21 protein-coding genes are annotated in these 22,116 nt (G+C 72.8%); 9 read left to right on the forward strand and 12 right to left on the reverse strand.

The features are described from left to right. Positions 1 to 196 precede the first annotated feature (196 nt). The 4 genes from ACWAT2_RS14180 to ACWAT2_RS14195 all read left to right on the forward strand — a co-directional run bounded on the left by ACWAT2_RS14180 (position 197) and on the right by ACWAT2_RS14195 (position 2,338). A complete protein-coding gene (locus tag ACWAT2_RS14180) occupies positions 197 to 388 on the forward strand; it encodes a hypothetical protein (protein WP_480048944.1) in 192 nt (63 codons plus the stop codon). Next, positions 388 to 699, forward strand: coding sequence for a transposase (locus ACWAT2_RS14185; protein ID WP_480048945.1), 312 nt, complete (start codon positions 388 to 390; stop codon positions 697 to 699). The genes ACWAT2_RS14180 and ACWAT2_RS14185 overlap by 1 nt, the downstream gene beginning before the upstream one ends. 330 nt (positions 700 to 1,029) lie before the next feature. Further along, positions 1,030 to 1,521: a hypothetical protein gene (locus tag ACWAT2_RS14190; RefSeq protein ID WP_480048946.1), complete on the forward strand. Its 492-nt coding sequence runs from the start codon at positions 1,030 to 1,032 to the stop codon at positions 1,519 to 1,521. Beyond that, positions 1,514 to 2,338, forward strand: coding sequence for a zeta toxin family protein (locus tag ACWAT2_RS14195; protein ID WP_480048947.1), 825 nt, complete (start codon positions 1,514 to 1,516; stop codon positions 2,336 to 2,338). The genes ACWAT2_RS14190 and ACWAT2_RS14195 overlap by 8 nt, the downstream gene beginning before the upstream one ends. A 755-nt stretch (positions 2,339 to 3,093) precedes the next feature. Here ACWAT2_RS14195 and ACWAT2_RS14200 read toward each other — a convergent pair. Beyond that, positions 3,094 to 3,984, reverse strand: coding sequence for a helix-turn-helix domain-containing protein (locus tag ACWAT2_RS14200; protein ID WP_480048948.1), 891 nt, complete (start codon positions 3,982 to 3,984; stop codon positions 3,094 to 3,096). Between the two features lie 55 nt (positions 3,985 to 4,039). On the opposite strand from ACWAT2_RS14200, the gene ACWAT2_RS14205 reads away from it, so the two are divergent. From ACWAT2_RS14205 to ACWAT2_RS14215, 3 genes are read left to right on the forward strand one after another with little or no spacing between them, the layout of a single operon-like run. Further along, positions 4,040 to 7,372, forward strand: coding sequence for a DUF5107 domain-containing protein (locus tag ACWAT2_RS14205; RefSeq protein ID WP_480048949.1), 3,333 nt, complete (start codon positions 4,040 to 4,042; stop codon positions 7,370 to 7,372). Between the two features lie 32 nt (positions 7,373 to 7,404). Then, positions 7,405 to 9,864 (forward strand): beta-galactosidase, encoded by a 2,460-nt coding sequence (locus ACWAT2_RS14210; protein WP_480048950.1) that lies wholly within the window; start codon positions 7,405 to 7,407, stop codon positions 9,862 to 9,864. Then, positions 9,861 to 11,174, forward strand: a complete 1,314-nt coding sequence (locus ACWAT2_RS14215; RefSeq protein ID WP_480048951.1) for a cellulase-like family protein — start codon at positions 9,861 to 9,863, stop codon at positions 11,172 to 11,174. Before ACWAT2_RS14210 ends, ACWAT2_RS14215 begins: the two co-directional genes overlap by 4 nt. A gap of 22 nt (positions 11,175 to 11,196) precedes the next feature. On the opposite strand, the gene ACWAT2_RS14220 is transcribed toward ACWAT2_RS14215, so the two are convergent. Next, positions 11,197 to 11,898 (reverse strand): dihydrofolate reductase family protein, encoded by a 702-nt coding sequence (locus ACWAT2_RS14220; protein WP_480048952.1) that lies wholly within the window; start codon positions 11,896 to 11,898, stop codon positions 11,197 to 11,199. Between the two features lie 24 nt (positions 11,899 to 11,922). Between ACWAT2_RS14220 and ACWAT2_RS14225 the strand changes: the two genes are divergently transcribed. Continuing rightward, the gene (locus ACWAT2_RS14225; RefSeq protein ID WP_480048953.1) at positions 11,923 to 12,198 is read left to right on the forward strand and encodes a hypothetical protein; all 276 of its coding nucleotides are present in this window, start codon (positions 11,923 to 11,925) and stop codon (positions 12,196 to 12,198) included. A gap of 34 nt (positions 12,199 to 12,232) precedes the next feature. On the opposite strand, the gene ACWAT2_RS14230 is transcribed toward ACWAT2_RS14225, so the two are convergent. The 7 genes from ACWAT2_RS14230 to ACWAT2_RS14260 all read right to left on the reverse strand — a co-directional run bounded on the left by ACWAT2_RS14230 (position 12,233) and on the right by ACWAT2_RS14260 (position 18,721). Then, complete coding sequence (locus ACWAT2_RS14230) at positions 12,233 to 13,729, reverse strand: M15 family metallopeptidase (RefSeq protein ID WP_480048954.1); 1,497 nt, start codon at positions 13,727 to 13,729, stop codon at positions 12,233 to 12,235. Positions 13,730 to 13,776: 47 nt separating this feature from the next. Further along, on the reverse strand, positions 13,777 to 15,021 hold the full coding sequence (locus ACWAT2_RS14235) for a glutathionylspermidine synthase family protein (protein WP_480048955.1): 1,245 nt from the start codon (positions 15,019 to 15,021) through the stop codon (positions 13,777 to 13,779). Beyond that, positions 15,021 to 15,443, reverse strand: a complete 423-nt coding sequence (locus ACWAT2_RS14240; RefSeq protein WP_480048956.1) for a DUF350 domain-containing protein — start codon at positions 15,441 to 15,443, stop codon at positions 15,021 to 15,023. Before ACWAT2_RS14240 ends, ACWAT2_RS14235 begins: the two co-directional genes overlap by 1 nt. Positions 15,444 to 15,475: 32 nt before the next feature. Further along, entirely contained in the window at positions 15,476 to 15,859 is a 384-nt protein-coding gene (locus ACWAT2_RS14245; RefSeq protein ID WP_480048957.1) for a tRNA-dihydrouridine synthase, read from the reverse strand. Then, entirely contained in the window at positions 15,856 to 17,229 is a 1,374-nt protein-coding gene (locus tag ACWAT2_RS14250) for an APC family permease (protein ID WP_480048958.1), read from the reverse strand. The genes ACWAT2_RS14245 and ACWAT2_RS14250 overlap by 4 nt, the downstream gene beginning before the upstream one ends. Then, the gene (locus ACWAT2_RS14255; RefSeq protein ID WP_480048959.1) at positions 17,226 to 17,702 is read right to left on the reverse strand and encodes a potassium channel family protein; all 477 of its coding nucleotides are present in this window, start codon (positions 17,700 to 17,702) and stop codon (positions 17,226 to 17,228) included. Before ACWAT2_RS14255 ends, ACWAT2_RS14250 begins: the two co-directional genes overlap by 4 nt. Before the next feature lie 122 nt (positions 17,703 to 17,824). Beyond that, positions 17,825 to 18,721, reverse strand: coding sequence for a formate/nitrite transporter family protein (locus tag ACWAT2_RS14260; protein WP_480048960.1), 897 nt, complete (start codon positions 18,719 to 18,721; stop codon positions 17,825 to 17,827). 101 nt (positions 18,722 to 18,822) lie between these two features. Here ACWAT2_RS14260 and ACWAT2_RS14265 point away from each other — a divergent pair, with 101 nt between their 5' ends. Then, a complete protein-coding gene (locus tag ACWAT2_RS14265; protein WP_480048961.1) occupies positions 18,823 to 20,421 on the forward strand; it encodes an ABC-F family ATP-binding cassette domain-containing protein in 1,599 nt (532 codons plus the stop codon). A gap of 21 nt (positions 20,422 to 20,442) precedes the next feature. Here ACWAT2_RS14265 and ACWAT2_RS14270 read toward each other — a convergent pair whose 3' ends face one another. From ACWAT2_RS14270 to ACWAT2_RS14280, 3 genes are read right to left on the reverse strand one after another with little or no spacing between them, the layout of a single operon-like run. Beyond that, a complete protein-coding gene (locus ACWAT2_RS14270) occupies positions 20,443 to 21,318 on the reverse strand; it encodes an SURF1 family cytochrome oxidase biogenesis protein (RefSeq protein WP_480048962.1) in 876 nt (291 codons plus the stop codon). Beyond that, entirely contained in the window at positions 21,315 to 21,554 is a 240-nt protein-coding gene (locus ACWAT2_RS14275; protein ID WP_480048963.1) for a hypothetical protein, read from the reverse strand. The genes ACWAT2_RS14270 and ACWAT2_RS14275 overlap by 4 nt, the downstream gene beginning before the upstream one ends. Then, complete coding sequence (locus tag ACWAT2_RS14280) at positions 21,554 to 21,946, reverse strand: DUF3099 domain-containing protein (protein ID WP_480048964.1); 393 nt, start codon at positions 21,944 to 21,946, stop codon at positions 21,554 to 21,556. Before ACWAT2_RS14280 ends, ACWAT2_RS14275 begins: the two co-directional genes overlap by 1 nt. Positions 21,947 to 22,116 lie beyond the last annotated feature (170 nt).

Genomic DNA, 22,116 nt, shown 5'->3' on the forward strand with positions numbered 1-22,116 from the left:
CTGCGGTTTCTCGAAATCGCTGGGTGGACACGGGTGGACCGGAGTGGCCTCGGAGGGCCACCCGTTCCCCCACTGTTCCCCCACGAGATTCGGGACGTCTGCGCAGGTCGGCCCTCCGGGCGGCTCTTGGACGCGCGTGCGTTTCCCCCACCAGGAACGGGGTCGGCAGGACACCTGATGGGGTGGAGGACCGCCCATGGCACGCAAGTCCGGACAGAAGCGCACGTTCGGCGAGCTTGAAGCTCGCAAGAACGCCACGACCAAGAAGGTCACCGGGTGGCGGGCCCGCTACACCGGGCCCGACTTCGCCCGGCACTCGCGGGTGTTCGCCGACAAGATTGAATCGCCCTGGGTTTCGTTCCGTCCGAACTGTAAGGATGGAACCTGATGGCCAAGTACACACCTGAGATGCGGGAGCGGGCGTTGCGGATGCTCGCCGATGCCCGTGGTGACCACCCGAACCCGACCGCGGCGGCGAGGCATGTCGCGGGCCTGCTCGGGATGAGTCCGGAGACGTTGCGGTTGTGGCGGCGGCGTGCGCAGGTCGAATCCGGGCAGCGGCCCGGGGTGACGACCGAGGCGGCCGCGGAGATCAAGCGTCTCAAGAGCGAGGTCGCCGAGCTGCGGCGTGCGAACGAGATTCTCAAGGCGGCGAGCGTGTTTTTCGCCAAGGAGCTCGACCGCCCCACGACGAAGTGATCCGGTTCATCGACGAGCACAAGGATCAGTTCGGGGTCGAGGCCATCTGTCGGGTGCTGCGCCCGGGGAGTTCGTGGGTTCATCACCTCTCGCGGGTACCGTGCCGCGAAGACCAGACCGGCGTCGGCGCGATCGTTGAGAGACGGGCTGCTGGTGCCCGAGATCGTCCGGGACTGCTGCACGGATAGGTGACGCTCGATTTGTGGTGCCGTTGAGGCCGCTGGGTTGGCGGGGATTGCCACGGGGGATCGTGATCTCCAGGGAAGGCTGGGTGCAGATGTGCGGGTCGCTCGAGTGTGGGCCCGCGAGGGCGCGGCCTGGTGCCGGCCGATGAGCTCATCACCGGTGTTGATTCAGGATGAATCGGCGCGTAGCCTGGTGGTCGAGGAGGAAGTCATGTCTGCTGTTGCTGTCGCCGCGCACGAGCCGAGTTTGAGGCTGTCCTATGTCCGTGCTCGGCTGGCTGAGATCGACCGGATGCGTCAGGTGTATCTGGCGTCGCTGGACGGGGTGCCGCAGCGAGACATCGCCGCGGCGGTTCACCTGTCTCAGGCCAGCGTGCACCGGATGATCGTGCGGGCGCGCGCGCTCGGTGCGGAGCGTGAGTCGGTCGAGGAGGTCGTGCTGCAGCGGTTCGTCGGGCAGCTCTCTACCGCGCAGATGCTTGAGCGGCTGGCGTCGATGGAGTCGTGGGTGCCGCGGGTCGTCGATCCGGTCGACGGTGTCCTGCCGGGCGATTCCTGGGCTGACCTGGACGATTTGTGCGAGGACGGGTTGATCAGCGAGGACGAGGTCGATCAGGTTCTCGACGCCCGTGAGTGACCTGCGCGCGAGTGCGCACGCTGCGGTGTGCGCTGCTGTCCGCGGCGGCGCGCCGCTGGACTCGCTGTTGACTCGCGGGGAGCAGCGGCGCCTGGTGCGTGAGGCCCGTGACTGGTATCTGGACCCCTTCGCCGGGAGTGTCACGCGCCGGGGCACTTGCGTGGTCGCCACGGCCGGCCCTCCTGGGGCGGGCAAGTCCTCGATCCTGCCTATCGCGGTCCCGGATCTGAGTTCGCGGTTGGTGATCGACCCGGACAGGGTCAAGGACTACCTCGCCCGCTGGTGCGCCGAGCACCCGGCGTTCTACGCCGATCTGTTGTCCACGGTTCTGCCCGACGGTGGCACCCTGGGTCCCCTGGAGTTGTCGCCGCTGCTGCACACCGTGTCCACCGAGGTGGCCAACGCGGTGCGCCGCGACGCCCTCGTCCAGCGGATGGACGTCGTCCTGGAGGCAACCATGGCGTCGCCCGCGTACGGGGAGCGTCTCTTGCTGTCTCTCGCGAAGGCCGACTATCAGGCGTTGGTCATCGTGTCCGTCGAGACCGACCAGCAGACCGCGCACGACCGCGCGGTCGAGCGGTGGTGGACCGGACGACAGGCCGACCCTGAGCTCGGCGGCCGCCTTGTCCTGCCCGAGACCATCGACGCCGCCTACCCCGACGCAGGTCCTGTCAGCGTCTGCCGCACCAGTGCCCGCAGCCTCGCTGAGACGATCCGCGCCGGCGGCACCGCGATCGAGCGGGTCACGATCGCTGAGTACGACGGCGGCGCGCTGGCCCGACTCGACGCCGAATCGCCACGCGCACTCGACGCCTGACGCTCCTCGGCGCTGCGGGGTTGTCCTCCTGCCCCGGGGTCGAGGTGGCCGGACGTTGACATCGTGATCCTCGTCGGCAAGGTAGGCATCGTCGACGTTGGCGCGAAACTCGGGTGCCTGTCGGTCGGCGAGCCCGGCGCACTGAATGTAGCCATCGTCCGCTACTTCAGAAGTAACCGTCGAGAACCTGTGGTGCGGGAACGACCCCTCGCGCCGGTATCGGCAGGGCGCCTGGCAGGCCCGCGGTGACGTTGAGAAGTGGAGGCTCCCTGACGGGTGGGTCCTTCGTCGCACAAGAGCAAGCTCGTGAGGGAACGTCCGGGCCAGTCCAAGCCTCGGCTGCTGGTCCATCTGCTGGTTTACGGCTTCGAGCACGGACGGACGGGGGTGAACGGGAACGGCGTGTTTCCGCGGTTCAGGGGGACGGGTTCGGTGGTCTGTCTGCCTTCACACCGAAGAGGTCACTGGTTCGAACACAGTGTCGTCGGGGCCCGGGCCGTCTCTCGCCCACGCCCCGACTTGAGTGGCCGCGGCGCGGGCCCCGATGCCGTCGATAGACTCATCGGGTGGCGTCGCCGATGCCACGTTGGAAATCTCGATATTCCTGTCAGGCTCCTGCGGACCCCGTTTCGGCGGGGAGCGCTCTGCGCTCTGATTCCCCCACGGTTCCCCCACAGACCCGCCGGCCAGGGTGAACTTGCAGGTCAGAGGGCGGATACTGCGTTCAACGTCTGATCGTCGCGGCGAGGCATCGGTCACGCCTGACGTGCCCGGTATGCCGTCGGCGACGTCCCGTGCGTGCGCGTGAACCGGCGCGAGAAGTACAGCGGGTCGTCGTAGCCGCACGCCTGCGCGACGGCGGCCACGGGCAGGTCGGTGGAGTCCAGCAGCTCGCGGGCCCGCGCCAGGCGCAGGCCTGTCTGGTACTGCAGCGGCGAGGCGCCCACCTGGGCGCGGAACAGGGCGCCGAGCTGTGACGCGCTGAGGCCGACCATCGCCGCGAGCGCCGTGACGGAGGTCCGGCGCGGGGACGTGACCCGCAGGTGCGCCACGGCGCGCTCCACGGGGTCGGGGGCGGGGCCGGGGGAGCGACGGCCGGTCGCGACGACGTGCGCGAGGGCGTGCCATGCGGCACCTGCGGCCCGGACGAGCCCGCCGGCGGTCCCGGTGTCGAGGGCGTCGATGGCCTGGGAGACGAGGCTGGCGACGGGCGCGGGGTCGCGCAGGTGCGCCACGAGGCCACCGACGGCGTCACGGGCTGCGGCAGCGAGCTCGTCGGCGTCGGGGCCGGTCGTGTGCAGCCACCAGAGCGTCCAGGGGTCGTGCTCGGCGGCGGCGTACCGGTGCGGTGTCCCGGCGGGCACCAGCACGACGTCCCCGGGCCGGACGTCGAGGCGTCCGTCCGGCGCGGCGAACCAGCCGGCGCCGTCGGTGCAGACCAGCAGGACGTGCTCCGTCGCGCCGTCGGGCCGCTCGCGTCCGTGCCGGACGGCGTGCGGGAAGAACCCGGCGTCGGTGACCAGCAGGCGTCCGGTCACCGGTCGGGCCAGGGCGGTGCGCACCGTGGGGCGCGGCACGACGACCATGCGCTGACCGGCGAAGCCGTCCCGGACCGGTCCGACGGCATCGACCGTTGTTTCGTCCATGCGCGCCAGGGTTTCGCCCATCGTGCGGTGCGGTCAAGCCACCTAGGTTCGTCCTATGCCCGAAGAAGAGTCGCGGATCGTCCTGCCACCCGTCCCGGAGCACCTGGCCGACCGTGTGGTGCGCGGCTGGCGGGCGCCGGTGAGCATCGACACCTACGACGTCGGGCGTCCTGACCGGTACCCCGCCTACCTGGACCAGCGGGTGTACCAGGGGTCGTCGGGGGCGGTGTACCCGCTGCCGTTCGTCGACCAGGTCGCACGCTCCAAGGCGTCCCGGGACTGGGACGCGATCCACCTCGAGAACGCGTACGTGCGCCTCATGGTGCTGCCCGAGCTGGGTGGGCGCATCCACGTGGGCCTGGACCGCACCCGTGGCTACGACTTCTTCTATCGCAACGACGTCATCAAGCCCGCCCTGGTCGGCCTGGCCGGGCCGTGGATCTCCGGCGGCGTGGAGCTCAACTGGCCGCAGCATCACCGGCCCGGCACGTTCCTGCCCACGGAGGCGTGGATCGAGGACGAGCCGGACGGCGCCGTCACCGTCTGGTGCTCCGACCACGACCCGTTCACCCGGATGCAGGGCCTGCACGGGGTGCGGCTGCGGCCGGACAGCGCGCTCGTCGAGCTGCGCGTCCGTCTGGTCAACCGCACCGACGACGTGCAGACGTTCCTGTGGTGGGCCAACGTCGCCGCCGCGGTGCACGACGACTACCAGGCGTTCTTCCCGACCGACGTCACCGTCGTCGCGGACCACGCCAAGCGCGCCGTCACCACGTTCCCCGCGGCCCAGGGCCGCTACTACGGCGTCGACTACCCGGCGCAGCGCACCCCCGAGCGCCCCGACGGCGACCGGTTGGACCGCTACCGCAACATCCCCGTGCCGACGTCGTACATGTGCCTGGGCTCGCAGGACGACTTCTTCGGCGGGTACGACCACGCGGCGGGCGCCGGGTTCGTGCACTGGGCCGACCACCGCGTCTCGCCCGGCAAGAAGATGTGGACCTGGGGGAACGCGCCCTTCGGCTGGGCCTGGGACCGGCACCTCACCGACACGAACGGCCCGTACGTCGAGCTCATGGCGGGCGTCTTCACCGACAACCAGCCGGACTTCGCGTTCCTGCGACCGGGAGACACCACGACGTTCAGCCAGTACTGGTACCCGATCCAGGACATCGGCCCCGTGCACCAGGCGACGCGGGACGTCGCCGTGCGGCTCGACGTCGACCCGCGTGCCGGCGGGCCGGCCGCCGTACGGGTCGGCGTCGCCGTGACCGCGCCACGGCCAGGAGCACGGGTGATGCTGCGCGCGGGCGACGACGTCCTGCTGGACGAGCACGCCGACGTCGCGCCTGGATCGCCGCTCGTGCGCGACCTGGCGGGCCCGGCGGGCGTCGAGGCGAGCGCCTACGAGCTCGTCGTCGGGCACGACGGCGTGATCCTGCTGACGTGGAGTCCCCGACCCGTCGCGGACGAGGACACCGTCCTGCCCGACCCGGCCACCGAGCCGCACGCCCCGGGCGAGATCGCGTCGACCGACGAGCTGTACGTCACCGGCCTGCACCTGGACCAGTACCGGCACGCGACCCGCTCGCCGGAGCCGTACTGGGCCGAGGCCCTGCGCCGGGACCCCGGGGACGCACGGTGCGCGACGGCGCTCGCGGCACGCCGCGCGCGGGCGGGACGGCTCGACGAGGCAGAGCGGCTGCTGCGCACGGCGACCGACCGACTGACGCTGCGCAACCCCAACCCGCGCGACGGCGAGGCGCACTACCGGCTCGGCGTCGTCCTCGCGCGCCAGGGTCGGCCGGCCGAGGCACGAGCGGCGCTGGGCACCGCGTCCTGGGACCACGCCTGGCGGGACGCGGCCGCCGTCGCGACGGCACGGCTCGACCTCGCCGCCGGACGGCTCGCGGACGCCGTCGACGAGCTCGACGCGCTGCTGCGCCGCAGCCCCGAGCACGTCCAGGGCCGCAACCTCGCCGCGGTCGCCGCCCTGCGCAGTGGTGACCCGGACGCCGCCCGCGACCTGGTGCGCGGGACGCTCGCCGTCGACCCTCTGGACGCGTGGGCGCGCGACCTCGGCACCCGGCTCGGTCTGGAGGTCCCGGCCGGAGCGACGGACGATCCCACCATCGCGCTGGACGTCGCCCTGGAGCACGCGTCGGCGGGGGAGACCGCTGTCGCCGTCGAGCTGCTGGAGGAGGTCGCGAGCCGACCGTCCCCGCACGGACAGCGGGACGTTCGCGCGATCGCGCTCCTGCACCGCGCCGACCTGGCGCTGGGCCGGGGCGACGGCGCCGCCGCCGCCGAGGCCAGGGAGCGGGCCGGGCACGCCCCGCGGGACTGGGCGTTCCCCGCGCAGACCGATGACGACATGCTCGCCCGCCTGCGCAGGGCCTGGCCCCAGGACCCGCTCGTCGCGGGGCTCGCCGGCCACCGGCTGTACGCGGCCGGGCGGCGCGAGGAGGCCACGTCGGCCTGGGAGGTCGCGGCGTCGGGAGACGGCACCGATCCCGTGGTGCTGCGCAACCTCGGCGTCGCGGCGCACAACGTGCACGGCGACGCCGACGCAGCCGCCGGCTGGTACGCCCGGGCGCGGGCCCTCGCCCCCGACGACGCCCGCCTGCTGTACGAGGCCGACCAGCTCGCCGCCCGGCGCGGCACGCCCGCCGAGCAGCGGCTGCGGTCCCTGCTGGAGCGGCCGGACCTGGTCGGTGCTCGCGACGACCTCACCGTCCAGCTCGCCGAGCTGCTCACCGACGTGGGCCGCAGCGGCGAGGCGCTCGACGTCCTCGCTGGACGCTCCTTCCAGCCGTGGGAGGGCGGCGAGGGCCGGGTGCTGGCCGCCTGGGACGCCGCGCACCTCGATGCCGGACGGCGAGCGCTCGACGACGGCGACGCCACCGCCGCGCTGGCGCAGGCCACCGCCGCGCTGACGCCGCCCGAGTCGCTCGGTGAGGCTCGGCACCCGCTGGCCAACACCGCCGACGTGCACCTGCTGCTCGGCGACGCGCTCGCCGCCGGCGACCGGCTGGACGACGCCCGCCGGGCGTGGCGCACCGCGGCCGACCAGCACGGCGACTTCGAGTCCATGGCTGTCCAGGAGCACTCGGAGCGCACGGCCGCGTCCGTCCTGGCTCTGCGCCGGCTGGGCCGCGACGCCGAGGCACAGGCGCTGCGCGACGGGCTCGCGCGGTACGTCGAGGAGCAGGCCTGCCGTCGCGCGCGGATCGACTACTTCGCGACGTCGCTGCCCACCATGCTGCTGTTCACCCGCGACCCCCAGCAGGACCACGACGACCGCGTCCGTGCCCTGCGCGACCAGCTCACCGCGCTCGACGGGGACGCCGCCGCCCGCCAGGATTCTTCCGTCACCGCGCCGGCCTGACCGACCGGCCACGCCTCTTGGAGGACACAGACATGCCCGACGCTCCCGCGAGCCCGCCGTCCGTCACGCACCAGGTGCGGGTCGAGTGCCCCGCGCCGCCGCGCCGCGACCACCTCGAGCTGGGTGACCCGCCCGGCACGCGCGACGCGGTCGCGGTCACCAGCCGGTACCTCGAACGGGCCGGCCGCCCCTGGATCCCGGTGACCGGCGAGGTGCACTACTCCCGCATCCCGCGCGAACGCTGGTCCGAGGTGCTGGGGCATGCGCGGGCCGGCGGCCTCGACTCCGTGGCCACCTACGTCTTCTGGCAGGCGCACGAGCCCACCCCCGGAGACTTCCGGTGGGACGGGAACCTCGACCTACGGGCCTTCGTCGAGCTGGCCGGACGGCACGGCCTCGACGTCGTCGTGCGGATGGGTCCCTGGGGGCACGGCGAGGCGCGCTACGGCGGCTTCCCCGACTGGCTCGTCGAGCGCGACCTCGCCACCCGGACGAACGACCCGGCCTACCTGGAGCTCGTGCACGCCTTCTACGCGCAGACGATCGAACAGCTCGACGGGCTCCTCCACGCCGAGGGCGGCCCCGTCGTCGGCGCGCAGATGGACAACGAGCTGTACGACCAGCCCGAGCACCTGGCCACGCTGCGCACCACCGCCGAAGGGCTGGGGCTGCGCGTGCCGATCTGGACCGCCACCGGCTGGGGCGGCGCCCAGGTGCCCGCGACGCTGCTGCCCCTGTACAGCGCGTACGCCGACGGGTTCTGGGAGGAGACGGACGTCGAGTGGCCCGCCTTCTCGCCCGTGCACTTCCGGTACAGCACCGTGCGCGACGACCTCAGCGTGGGCGCCGACCTGCGCGAGGCGCTCGACGGCATCGTCGTGGCGCCCGAGGGGGTCCTGCTCAAGGACGACGACGCCCTGCCGTACGCCACCTGCGAGCTCGGCGGCGGCATGCACGTCGCCTACCACCGGCGTCCCCTCGTGACGCCCGACGACGTGGCCGCGCTCGCGCTGGCCAAGATCGGCAGCGGATCCGTCTGGCAGGGGTACTACATGTACGCCGGCGGCACCCAGCGCGTCGGGCCGCACGGCACCGAGCAGGAGTCGCAGGCCACCGGGTACCCGAACGACGTGCCTACCCGCTCCTACGACTTCGCGGCTCCTGTCGGCGAGCACGGCCAGGTACGGCGGCACCACCACCTCCTGCGCCGTCAGCACCTGTGGCTCCAGACCGACGGCGCGGCGCTCGCCGCCATGACGACGACGGTGGGCGGCGGCAGCGAGGACCCGGCCGAGCTGCGCTGGTCGGTGCGGTCGGACGGACGGCGCGGCTACGTCTTCCTCACGACCTATCAGCCGGAGCGCCGGCCGCTGGACGCCCAGCCCGGCGTCCAGGTCGCCGTGGAGCTCGACGACGCGACCGTCGTCGTCGTCCCGACCCGGCCGGTGGACCTGCCGGCCGGGGTCTCGGTCGCGTGGCCGCTGCGCTACCGGCTCACGGACGGGCTGGTGCTGCGCAGCGCGACGGCGCAGGTGCTCACCCGGATCCGCTCCGGCGCGTCCGACGGCGGCGAGGTCGTCGTGCTGGTCGCGACCGACGGCGTGCCGGTGGAGCTGGTGCTCGACGGCGACGTCCTGGCGAGCGGTCCGGTGCGGGCGCGCACCGAGCCGCCCACCGAGCCGGGCGCGACGGTGCTCGACCTGGTCGGGGAGCCCGGCCCCGACGCCGTGGTCCGGCTGTCCGGCGTCGACGTCCTGGTGCTCGACGAGGCGACGGCAGACCGGCTCTACCGACTGGACGTCGCGGGGCGCGAGCGGCTGGTGCTCTCCGACGCGCCCGTGCAGGCTCTCGACGGCGCGCTCGTGGTGCACACCGACGCCGTGGACGCCACGGTGTCGATGCTGCCGGCGCCGTCGTCGCTCGTGGTGACCGACGGCGACGACGGCGCGTCCGTGGCGCCGGCCGGGGACGGCACCGACGCGGTGTGGCGCACGTGGAACCTGTCGGTGCCCGCCGCCGGGTGCCACCGCTTCGCGACCGACCTGCGTCCCCACGCCCCCGCGCCACCGGACCCGGCGCACGGCGGACCGGTGGGACGTCTCAGTGCGCCCACCGACTTCACCGGGGCTGCCCGTGTGCACCTGGACGTGCCCACCGACGTTCTCGACGGGGTGGACCGCGCGCTGCTGCGCGTGACGTGGACCGGCGACGTCGGCCGAGCCCTCGTCCGCCACGACGGCGTCGACGACGTCGTGAGCGACCACTTCTGGCACGGCCGCGTCTGGGACGTCGACCTCACCCCGTGGCGCGACGACGTCGCCCGGGACGGCGTGACCCTGGAGCTGCTGCCCTGGCGCGCCGCCACGGGGGTCTGGGTGGACCCGTCCGTGCGGGACGTGGCCGACGGGATCGCCGTGGCTTCGGTCGACGTCGTGCGCGTCGCCCGCGTCGTGCTGACCGCCGACGACCCGACGACGGAGGACGAGGCATGACCGACCCGCGGATGGTGACCGGAGGGGCGACCCCGGCGGGCGGCGCGACGGCGGAGGTGCCCGCGCACCTGCCGCGTCGGCTGGCGATCACGCTCTGGGACTTCTCCTGGTACGTGCGCACCGGGCCGGGCGAGCCGTTCGAGGACCTCGACGCGGCGTTCGCCCGCGCCGTCGACCTGGGGTACAACGCGGTACGGATCTGCGCGATGCCGTTCCTGCTGTTCCGTTCGGGTCTGGACACGACGGCGCTGCGGCTGGGGCCGCTCGGCGGCGGCTACGCCTCGCGGGTGCGCTGGTACGACGTGCGCGAGCCGACGACGATCGACGCCCGGGAGCACCTGCTGGCGCTGTTCCGCGGCGCGGACCGGCATGGCATGACCGTGATCGCGTCGTCGTGGGAGTACCAGCAGAGCCCGGCGTTCGCGGACGACCGGGCCTGGTACGACGCCCTGGACGCCGTCGACCCGCAGGAGCGGCTGACGGTGCTCGGCGAGGCGATGGCCGACCTGGTCGACCTGCTGGTCGCCGAAGGGCTGGACCACGTGCTCGCGTTCGTGGAGCCGCACAACGAGGTCCAGGCCGGGCACCTCACCGCCGGGCTGCCCGGCGTCGAGGATCCGGTGGTGGAGCTGCGCGACCGCCTCGAACGGGGGATCGCGGCGTTCTCGGCGCGGCACCCCGACGTGCTGTGCGGGCCGAACTACGCGGCCGTGCCCGTCACCGCCATGCGAGGGTTGCCACGCAACGCCCAGGTGCTGGGGGTGCACCCCTACGTGTACGGCGTGCTGGACGACCTGGTGCGCGAGTTCGCCCTGCGCGGCGACCCCGCCGACTTCCCGCAGGAACGGGCCGACTCCGAGCTCCTGCGTCCCGGCGCCCCGAGGCTCGACGAGTGGGCGCCGCCGTCGGACGAGGAGTGGAAGCGGCGTGCGTCGATCGTCGGGCACGCGGAGATCTACGTGCACGACTGGTGCGACCCGCAGGCCGTGGACCGATGGCTGTACGACCGGTACGGCGCGCACCGCATCGCCATGGCGGAGCGGCTGCGGGAGTGGATCGGTGTGGCCGCCGACCACGCCGCACGGCTCGGGATACCGCTGGTGCTGGGGGAGGGGTGGGTCGGCTACACCCCGCGCGACACCCGCTTCGAGGAGGGTCCCGTCGGGGCGCAGATCTGCCGGGACGCCGTGCGGCACGCCGCCGACGTCGGTGCCTGGGGCTCGGTGGTGTGCTCCAACGCCGCACCCCACCACGCCATGTGGGACGACGAGGACCTCCAGCGCGAGTGCAACGCCGTCCTGCGAGGCTGAGGGCGAGTGTCGGCTCCGGATGTCAGCCCACGACCCGGTAGCGCAGGTGGGTGACCGTGCCCCAGTCCTCGCTGGCGAGCTGGGCGAGCGTCAACGGTGGTCCGGCGCCGATCAGCGGCGTGCCCCGACCGAGCCACGTCGGTGACACGAACAGGTCGAGCTCGTCGACCTCGCCGGCCTCGACCAGGGAGCCGACCAGGGCGAGCGAGCCCCAGACCAGGAGGGTCCCTGAGCTGGTGGCGCGGTGCTCCCGGACGACGGCGTGCGCGTCGGCGACCACGCCGGCCGGGGGATGGTCGCCCCACGGTGCGATGCCGAGCGTCGAGGAGGCGACGATCTTCGGCACCGCGTTCACGCGGGCAGCGATCGGCTCGTCCGACGTCGGCCAGTAGCTGACGAACTGCCGGTAGGTGCGGCTCCCGAGCAGGACGGCGCGGGTGTCGTCGAGCAGGGTCGCGTTGTACGCCTGGCTCCGGGCGTCGGCCGCCTCGTCGACGCCGCGCATGACGTCGGCCTCGCCGTCCGGCCCTGCGGCGTACCCGTCCAGCGACACCCATTCCTGCACGACGACGCGCCCTGTGCTGTCCCGCGGCATCGCGTCCACCTCTCGTCCGACGGTGCTCCGGCCCAGCCAGCATGGCACGCGGTGCTCCATACGTCCCGGGATCTGCGCCGCCTCTCCTCGGCGGCGGGTGAACTGGGCATCGGCGCTGGTCAGGGCCACCCGTGGCACGGAAGACTTTCGTCCGTGCTCCTCGCGTCGCCCCCCGCCCTGGCCGATCCCGTGCTCTACGTCGGCGTCCTCGTCGGCCTGGCCCTCGGGTACGGGCTCGGGTACGCCGCGGCGCTCTGGCGTCGCGCTCGAACCGCCTACCTCGCCACCAAGGCCGGGCTCCCGGGGATGCGGCGAACCATGTGGGACCAGTGGTGGACGCTGGTCGCTCGCTGGTCTCTCGCGCTGGTGGTGGTTGGCGTGGTCGTGCTCGCGGTCTCGGACCGGGCCGCCGCCCCGGTCGGCGGCTGACCGACGTCCACGGGTCGACGCGGGCCCCGACCCGTCAGTACCCCTGCGGCGTCTCGACCGACTCCCAGTGCCACGGCTCCGGGAGCCGTCCGGCCGGTCCGGCCCAGTCCGGGTGCGTCCAGCCGAACTCCCCGGCGTGCTCCGTCATCCAGGCGAACCTCTCGCCGTCGAAACCGTCGGCGCCCATGCTGACGTCGACGGCGGTGCCCAGCCCGTGGTTCGAGCATCCTGGCGGCGCCGCCAACGGGTTGGGGTCCTCGGGGTTGAACACCTCGACCTGGTCGTCGTAGCTGCGGTAGGCGGAGTTGACGGTGAGGTGCTGGCCGAACCGGGCGGCGTAGGCGTCGTCGAGCGCGACGAGGCTGTCGAGGAGGTCCGCGCGGAGACGGTGCTGCGGGGCCCAGGGGATGGCGGCGAGGTCCTCGTCGGCGACCTTGCCGGCGGCGGGGTCCCAGCGCTGGTCGTCCTCGGGGCACGACACGGCGTCCTGCGCGGTCATCAGCGCGGTCGTCGAGGACCCGACGGCGTCGCGGCTCGTCGCCAGGGTGCTGGCGACGACCTCCAGGTCGTCGAGCGGCATCTCGGCCAGCAGGTCGGGCTCGGTCGACTCGAGGAGCTCTTGCACCGAGGAGACGGCGTCGCGCAGGCTGGCCCGCGCGGTCCCGGCGTCCTTGCCGTCGTCCGCGAGCGCATCGGTCACCGACAGGATCTCCGCGGCCCGGACCTGCGGAGCGTCGAGCGTCGCGCGGACCGCCTCGGCTTCCTCGGTCGCGTGGACCCGACGGGACGCGCGGACGGCGTCGACCGCCTCGTCGAGATCGTCGGCCGCGTCGACGGCGTCGCCGAGGCGCCGCTCGACCACGGGCGTGCCGAGCCGTGTCGTCTCGGCCTCGCCGATCTCGACGACGAGGGCGGTGCGGACGGCGTCGTCCGCGACGCGGTCGGCCGAGGCGTCGAGCTCGGTGCGGGCGGCGTCCAGCCGCAGCGCGAGCGCGGCGTCCTCGTCGTCCAGGGTGTGCACGACGCCGAACCCGGCGACCGCGATCGTGGCCAGCAGGGCGAGCGGGACGAGAACGCGCGCGACCCAGCGGGTCCCGGCCCGGCCCGGGCGCACGCGGACGTGCCGCAGCGCCTCGTCGACGGTGGTGGGCCGGGGCCTGACGACGGCCAGCAGCAGCCCGGCGAGCGCCGCGCCCAGGACGTACCAGGCGAGGTCGGTCACGCTGAAGGTCGTCCCGAGCACGTACCGTGCTGCGGGCACCTGCTCCAGGACCGCCGTCGGTACGTCCGTCAGGTGGGACGCCTCGACAGCCGTCGAGGCCAGGAGCCCGAGCGCGGCCGCCGTCGCGGAGGTCGCAGCGGGAAAGAGCAGCGCGACGAGCCACACGAGCAGGACGGCGTAGAGGGTGTCGCCGACGGGGCCGGCGACGCCCTCCGGCAGCAGCGCCCGCCCGCCGAGCCCGGCGGCCACGGTCACCAGCGCGAACGTGGCCGAGACGGCGCGGGGGACACGGGCGACGGGGCGAGGCACGGGTGAACCCTACCGACCGCGCGGATGCCGCCGTCGACGCCGGCACCTCACTCGGCCAGCCAGGCCTCGACCTGCGCGCCGTCGGGCATCCGGGCGTCGCCGATGACGTGCGGCACGACGCGCGAGTAGTAGTCGGTGACGGGACCGTCGGACTCGCGCACGAGGCAGCCGGCGGACACGCCCCCGATGACCCACGAGCCGAGCACCACGCGGTTGCCGTCGAGGTCGGGCAGCGGCACGTACTGCTGGTAGACGAGCGGCTGGTCGCCGTACGCGCCGCCGTTGACCTGCTCCAGCCCGGCGGCGTGGACGTGCACGTTGTCGCCCTCGCGGCCCCACAGGGGCTTGGCCACCCACTCGGTCAGGCCGCGCGGGTCACCGAGGTAGGCGGGCAGCAGGTTCGGGTGGCCGGGGAACAGTTCCCACAGCACGGGCAGGATCGCCTTGGTGGACAGCAGCACCTTCCAGGCGGGCTCCAGCCACTGCACGGGCTGCTGCTCCGCGCCCGACAGCACGTGCGCGCCGAACGGTTCGTGCAGCATGTCCTCCCACGGGTACAGCTTGAACGCTGCGCGCACGGGCAGGTCGAAGTCGTCGACGAAGCGTCCGCCCGTGACGTCCGTGGTCCAGCCGAGCGAGTCGATCGGGTGACCGTACGTGCGCACGCCCGCCAGGGCGGCCGTGTCGCGCAGGTAGGTGACGGTCATCTCCTCCTCGCCGGAGTCGTCGACCGTCGAGTGCAGGAAGTGCACGCCGTCGGCGTAGCGGCCGGCGGCCAGCGCGTCCGACCACCACCGGACCAGCCGGTCGTGCACGGAGTTCCACTGGTCACGGTAGGGGAAGACGTCCTCCAGCCACTGCCACTGGGCGACCGCCGTCTCGACGAGACCCGTGGGTGTGTCGCCGTTGATCTCCAGCATCTTCGCCGGTCCGACGCCGTCGTAGACGAGGTCGAACCGGGCGTAGACGGACGGGTCGTCGCGGTCCAGCGACGCCTTGGCCAGCGCGATCGACCCGCTCGGCAGGCGCAGGTCGGCGTCCGAGTAGCGACGCACCATCTCCCTGGCCGCCTCGAGGCACATGCCGTACAGCTCGTCGGTGGCGGCCTCGAGGCGCTCCACCTCGGTCATCGAGAACTCGTACCAGGCGGACTCGTTCCAGTACGGCACCTCGTGGGGGGCGCCGGCGGGGGAGTCGTCCGGCCGGTCCACCGGGGTCATGGGAAAGACGAGTCCCTGGGACTCGACCTTCTCGCGCCAGCCGAGCCGCGGGGTGATGGAGTGACGACGCATCAGGCGATGGAGGCGACCACGACGAGGGCGACGGCCACGATGACGCCGGCGCTCACACCGGCGAGCGGCACGACCGCACCGGGCACGGTGACCTCTTCGCCGAGGGTCCCCGGCGTGACGGCGTCGACCAGACGCCAGGCGAGCGCCTGCAGCAGCACCCCGACCAGGCTGAACGCGATGGTCCAGGCGAGCGCGATGCCGAAGGCGGAGTCGGCGTTGGTCCAGATCGCGGTGAAGATGATCAACCCCTGGGCGATCATCCAGGTCGCGGACACGAGCGCGGCCGAGTGCGAGGTGTGCAGGTGCTCGCCCAGCTTGCCCGGGGTGAGGAAGTCCAGCACCTTCCAGGACGCGATGAGCACGATCGTGCCGACGACGCAGTATGCGGCGCCGTAGGACAGGGCGGAGAGCAGGTCGATCACGTCGAGCCTTTCGGTCGTGGAGCGGGACGGTGTCAGGAGGAGGACTTGCCGCTGCCGCCGAAGCCACCGCGCGAGACGGTGCCCCCGTCGGCGGAGACGCCGCCCTTCGAGGTGGATCCGCGCAGCGTGGTCGAGTCGTAGGTGCCGCTGGTGGTCACGTAGGACGAGCCGACGGCGGGCGCGCGGGAGCCCGCGCGGACGTAGTACCAGTAGCTGCCGCCGCCGCTGCTGCCGCCGTGGTAGTCGGCGTCGTCGTCGTCGCAGAAGTCGTCGTCGACGCGCAGCTCGGTCGCGGGGTCGACGCAGATCGCCTGGTTGTCGGGTGCGGGGGAGCATCCGGTCAGGGCGGCGGCGACGACGGTCGTCAGCCCGAGGGCGACGGACCGGCTGCGCATCCGACGGATGGACGAGGTCACAGGGCTTCCTCCAGGGAGGTCGGGGCGGGACGGCGACCGCGCAGGAGCGGGATACCGAGCAGGATCGACAGGGCGACCACGAGCAGCGAGACACCGCTGAGGTCGACGACGGAGACGGCCAGGACCCCGGCGAACACGACGGCGGCGAATCCGGGGACGACGACGCGCCACAGCGGGCGGGCCGCGCGGCCGTCGGCCCAGGGGTACCGCAGGGTCGCGACGGCGGTGATCAGGTAGTAGCCGGAGACCAGGACCGCGGTGGCGGCCACGGAGTCGTACAGGACGTCCTCCGACAGGCACACGAGCAGGATGTACAGGCCCACGGACGCTCCCGTGAAGACCCAGGTCGCCGTCGAGGGCGTGCCGTGGCGCGAGACGTCGGCCAGGCGGGGCGATCCGACGCCGTCGCGCCCCATCGCCAGCATGGTGCGCGTCGTCGGGAGCACGGTGGTCTGCGCCGACGCCAGGCCGGAGACGAGGACGGCGGCCAGCAGGACGTTGCCGCCGGTGGTGCCCATGAGGTCGCCGGCGAGCACCACGAAGAAGTCGTCGTCGGCGACGTCGGCGAGCCTCTCGGTGCCCGCCCAGGTGACGGCAGCCCAGGTGACGACGACGTAGAGCACGACGAGCACGGCGTTGGCGGCGAGCGCCGCGAAGCCTGGCGTCTCGCGGGGGTCGTCGGACTCCTCGTTGGTGGAGAACGACGAGTCCCAGCCCCAGTAGAGGAAGACGGCAGCGAGGAACGCGGCGCTCCACCCGGTGACCCCGCCGACTCCGGTGGCCGCCACGGTGGGCCAGGTGATCTGCTCGGCCTCGGCGAGCGCCTTGACGGCGAACCACACCAGGGCGACGAGCTCGACGCCCACCAGGACGGCCTGCAGACGTGCGGCGAGCTGGATGCCGCGGTAGGCGAGCCACGCCATGACGACGATGCCCGCGGAGCCGACGACGGCGCGAGCGACGGTCGAGCCGACGAGGTCGTCGGCGCCCAGCAGGACGAAGGCGTAGTCGGCGGCCACGAGCGCCAGGTTGGCCATGACGAGCAGGCAGGCGGCGATGGTCAACCAGCCGGACAGGGCGCCCGTGCGCGGCCCGATGGCCCGCAGCGCCCACGAGTAGGAGGTGCCGCAGTCGGGCTGGACGCGGTTGAGCTCGCGGAAGCAGAGCGCGACGGCCACGACAGGGACGGCGGAGAACAGCAGCGCGGTCGGCGCCGCCGTCCCGACGGCGGCCGCGAGCACGCCCACCGTCACGGCGAGGGAGTAGGCGGGCGCTGTCGAGGCGATGCCGAACACCGACGAGTCGAAGCGGGAGACGACGCCGGTGCGCAGACGCCGGGCCGGGGTCCCGGCGGGGGCGGTGGTGGTCACCGGCTCGGCTCCGCCGCAGGTGCGTCCACCGGTTCTGACGCAGCGGTGGACGCCGTGGCGGACACCGCGGGGTCGGCCACGGGGACCGGGACGCCCAGCTTCTCGCAGACCCGGACGAGCATCTCGTGCACGTCGTCGACGTCGTCCTTGAGCTCTTCCTGCTCCTCGTGCGAGAACAGGTGCGGGTCCTGCACGAGGCGTGCCGCCAGGCGTGCGGTCGCGAGCGCCACGAGCGCGACGCTGGAGACCATGAGCCACATGCCCACGGTGCGACCCAGGGCGCTCGCGGGGGAGATGTCGCCGTACCCGGTGGTGGTGGCGGTGGTCACCGCCCAGTACAGGCCTTCGACGTAGTCGGTGTGCTCCAGCAGGGCGAACATCCCGGCGCACACGGCGACGTTCACGACGATGGCCGTCACGACCCGGCGCCCTGAGGCGCACAGCCATGACACGGCGCTGGTGAACCACTGCATCCGCTGTTGCCCTTCTCGACCCCGATCGTCACCAGCGGGACATTCCGGACCGGCGCGCAGGCAGCATAGGGGTGCCGGGCCGAAGGTGTCGAACCTCGCTCACGGAGCGGATGGCGACGGTGTCAGGAGGGCCCGACGTCGTCCGCGCTCGCTGCGTCCGGCCCGGGTTCCCCGCCGCGGGCGCGCGACCCGCGCAGGGAGCGGCGGTCGTCGTTGGCGAACGCGTAGTAGTAGCCGATGAGCAGGCCGCCGCCCACGAAGTTGCCCAGCAGCACGATCGCGACGTTGCCGAGCGCCAGGGGGACGTCGAGGCCGTGGCTGAGGCCGACGATCGTGAAGAGCGCCGTGTTGGCGACGGAGTGCTCCAGCCCGTCGAAGGCGAAGACGAACACGCTCGCCACCATGACGACCACCTTGGTGAGGTCGTCCTTGATGAGGCCGTTGTAGACCAGCAGCATCGCCAGGTTGATCATGACGTTGCACAGCACCGCGCGGACGAACAGGTCCGACCAGCCGGCGAGGCCGTCGGACACGTAGGCGAGCTTGTGGTCGACGGAGAGCTGCATCTGCTCGCCCACGGCGCCGTCGCCGAGGCTGGAGGCGAGCACGGCCAGCGCGATGACGAGACCTCCGAGCGCGTTGCCGAGATAGCACAGCCCCAGGACCCGCAGACCGCGCAGGCGCGTGATCCGGCGGTGGTACCGCCCGATCGACACGATCATCATGTTGGACGTCAGCAGCTCGGACTTGCTGTAGTAGATGAAGACGAGCGCGAAGCCGAAGACCACTGCGCCGATCATCGTGCCGATGCCGGCCAGGGCGCCGTCGTCGATGCTCGCGAACGCCGCGACCACCGAGTAGTTGGTGATGTACATGATCCCGATGACGGTCCCGGCCATGGCCGCACGCATGAGGAAGACGTGGGCGAGACCGCCGCTCATCGTGGACTTCGTCTCGAGGGCGTCCAGCACCGTCGAGATGAAGTGCTTGCCAGGGAAGAGCCGGCCCTGATCGGTCATGGCTCATACGTTCGCACGTGACGAGCGTCGCTGCTTCCCCCACCGGTGGCCCGTAGACTGGCAGGCGGTCCCCGTTCACCCTGTCGAAGGACACCCCTGCCTTGATCACCGCCCACGGCGTCGAGCTGCGCATCGGCGCCCGCGTCCTGCTCCACGAGGCCACGTTCCGCGTGGCCTCCGGCGACCGCATCGGCCTGGTCGGCCGCAACGGCGCCGGCAAGACCACGCTGACCAAGACCCTCGCCGGGGAGACCTTGCCGACCGGCGGCAAGATCACGCGCGGCAACGAGATCGGCTACCTGCCGCAGGACCCGCGCACCGGCGACCTCGACACCCTCGCCCGCGACCGCGTGCTGTCGGCTCGCGGGCTCGACCACGTCGTGGCCCAGATGCGCGAGGCCGAGAAGAACATGGCCAGCGAGGATCCGGCCGTCCAGGCCGCCGCGATGGAGCGGTACCCGAAGCTGGAGACCCGGTTCCTCGCCGCAGGCGGCTACGCCGCCGAGTCCGAGGCCGCCATCATCACGACCAACCTCGGCCTCGACGAGCGCGTGCTCGGCCAGCCGCTCGGCACGCTCTCGGGCGGCCAGCGTCGTCGCATCGAGCTCGCGCGCATCCTGTTCTCCGGCGTGCAGACCCTGCTGCTGGACGAGCCCACGAACCACCTCGACGCGGACTCCATCGCCTGGCTGCGGGACTACCTGCGGGCCTACGAGGGCGGCTTCATCGTGATCTCCCACGACGTCGACCTGTTGCGCGCCACGGTGAACAAGGTGTTCCACCTGGACGCCAACCGCGGCGAGCTCGACCAGTACAACCTCGGCTGGGACGCCTACCTCGAGCAGCGCGAGCAGGACGAGCGCCGCCGTCGTCGCGAGCGCGCCAACGCCGAGAAGAAGGCCGGGGCCCTGCTCGCCCAGGCGGAGAAGATGCGGGCCAAGGCCACCAAGGCGACCGCCGCGCAGAACATGATGAAGCGTGCCGAGCGGATGCTCTCCGGCGTCGAGGGGGAGCGGCGCAGCGACAAGGTCGCCGCCCTGCGGTTCCCGAAGCCCGCGCCCTGCGGGAAGACCCCCATCACGGCGAGCCAGCTGTCCAAGAGCTACGGGTCGCAGGAGGTCTTCGCGGGCGTCGACCTCGCGATCGACCGCGGCTCGCGCGTCGTGATCCTCGGCCTCAACGGCGCGGGCAAGACGACGCTGCTGCGGATCCTCGGCGGCGTCGAGGAGCCCGACACGGGCGAGGTCGTCCCGGGGCACGGGCTGAAGATCGGCTACTACGCCCAGGAGCACGACACCCTCGACATGTCCGTGACGGTGCTGGAGAACCTGCGCCACGCGGCGCCGGACCTCACCGACACCCAGGTGCGCTCGGTGCTCGGGTCGTTCCTCTTCAGCGGGGACGACGCCGACAAGCCCACCCATGTGCTCTCCGGCGGCGAGAAGACCCGCCTGGCGCTGGCGACCCTGGTGGTGTCGAGCGCCAACGTGCTGCTGCTCGACGAGCCGACGAACAACCTGGACCCGGCGTCGCGCGCCGAGATCCTCGGTGCGCTGGACACCTACGAGGGTGCCGTCGTCATGGTCACCCACGACGACGGCGCGGTCGAGGCGCTGCACCCCGAGCGGGTGCTCCTGCTGCCTGACGGCGACGAGGACCTCTGGTCGGACGACTACGCGGAGCTCGTCTCCCTCGCCTGACGGCGCGCCCGGCCGGTTCGGTCAGGACGGGGACGAGGCCGCGTCCACCAGGGCGTCCTCGAACTCCTCGTCCTCGCGGCGTCGACGGGCCCGTTCGGGGCGCGAGCCGCCGTGCGGGTCCTCGGCGGCGATGAGCTGGCCGGCCGTCACCGTGGCTGCCCGCGTCTCGCGGCGCCACAGGGCGACGAAGCCGCCCACCGCGCCGAGGGCGAAGATCGCCCACTGGAACGTGTAGCTCAGGTGCGAGCCGGGGTCGGTGTCCGGGCGTGGCAGCGGGGCGGGCATCACCGCGACGGCGGGTTCCTCGCTCCGGAGCTGGCCGTACGCGCCGACGGTGGCGCCCGCGGCCCAGCCGGCGCCGTCGGCGCCGGCGGCGAGCACCTGGTCGGTGTTGACGGCCGCGACCGTCGACTGGTTCGCGTCGTGGTCCGACGCCGGCTCGTCGGCCCGCAGGGTCACCGTGACGGCGACCTCGCCGGTCGGGGGGTCCGGCACGGACGCGGGTTCGCTGGCGTCCTGGCCCAGGGGCACGAACCCGCGGTCGACGATCAGCACGACGGGCTCGCCGCCGAGCTCGGTGCGCAGCGGCACGAGCAGGTGGAAGCCGGGCGTGGAGTTCACCGGGCGGTTGCGCAGCAGCACCGTGTCGGCGGGCACGTACTCGCCGACGACGACGGCGGGTCGCCACACGTCGTCGGTGGCGAGCACGTCACCGGGAGCGTCGAGGAAGTCTGACAGCGGGGCCGGGTCGGCGGTGTAGTTCGCCTCGACGAGGGCGATCTGCGCCTGGCGGTCGGTGTAGCGGTGCCACTGCCAGAACGCCGCGAGGACGCAGAGCGCGGAGAGCAGCACCGCGGCCAGACCGAGCGTGACCCACTGCCTGCGGGTCCGTCTCACGCGCGCTCCAGGTCGTCGACGGGCACGGTCTGCTTCCAGAAGCCGCGTGCGCCGAGGAACGTCTCCAGGTGCTCGCGGTGCTCGTCGCAGGCCAGCCAGACCTTGCGGCGCTCCGGTGTGTGCAGCTTGGGGTTGTTCCAGAGCAGGCCCCAGCGGGCCTCGCTGCGGCAGCCCTTGGACGAGCACACCAGGGTGCCGGCGTCCACGGGATCGGCTCCCAGACCGAGCAGGTCCATCAGACGTCGTCCCCCTTCGTGTCGTCACCGTTCGTGTCGTCGCCCTGCGGGGCGACGGTGGTGTCGTCATGCTCGACGACGCGGTGCGCGGGCGCGGGCGACGGCGGGCCGGGCTCCAGCGCGCGGGGCGCCACGGGCAGGACGGCCAGGGTCTCGCGCGAGGTCCGGTCACGGCCGGCGTTGGCGAAGATGACTGCGGTGTAGGGCAGCACGATCGCTCCGGCGATGCACACCCACAGGACCCAGCCCCGGGCGAACAGCGCGGCGACGAGGATCAGGACGACGCGCGTGCCCATCTGCAGCAGATAGGCGCGCAGGCGCCGCCACTGGTCCTCGGCGAGGTTCGCCGGGACGCTCGAGATCGAGTGCACCTGCGGGTCGGACGAGCTCACCTCGCCAGTCTACGGCCGCTCGGAGGGGCCACGGTCTTTGGAGGATTCCGACAATCGTTCCGGAAGACCTGTGGCGGCGACGCAGCGCGATGGGGCAGTGCTGCCGGGGTACGGTCGCTCCGGCGCACCGGACGTGCGTCCGGGCAGGACGCCCGTCGTCGAGAGGAACA

It is taken from the genome of Isoptericola sp. GX10416 (genome assembly GCF_056590155.1).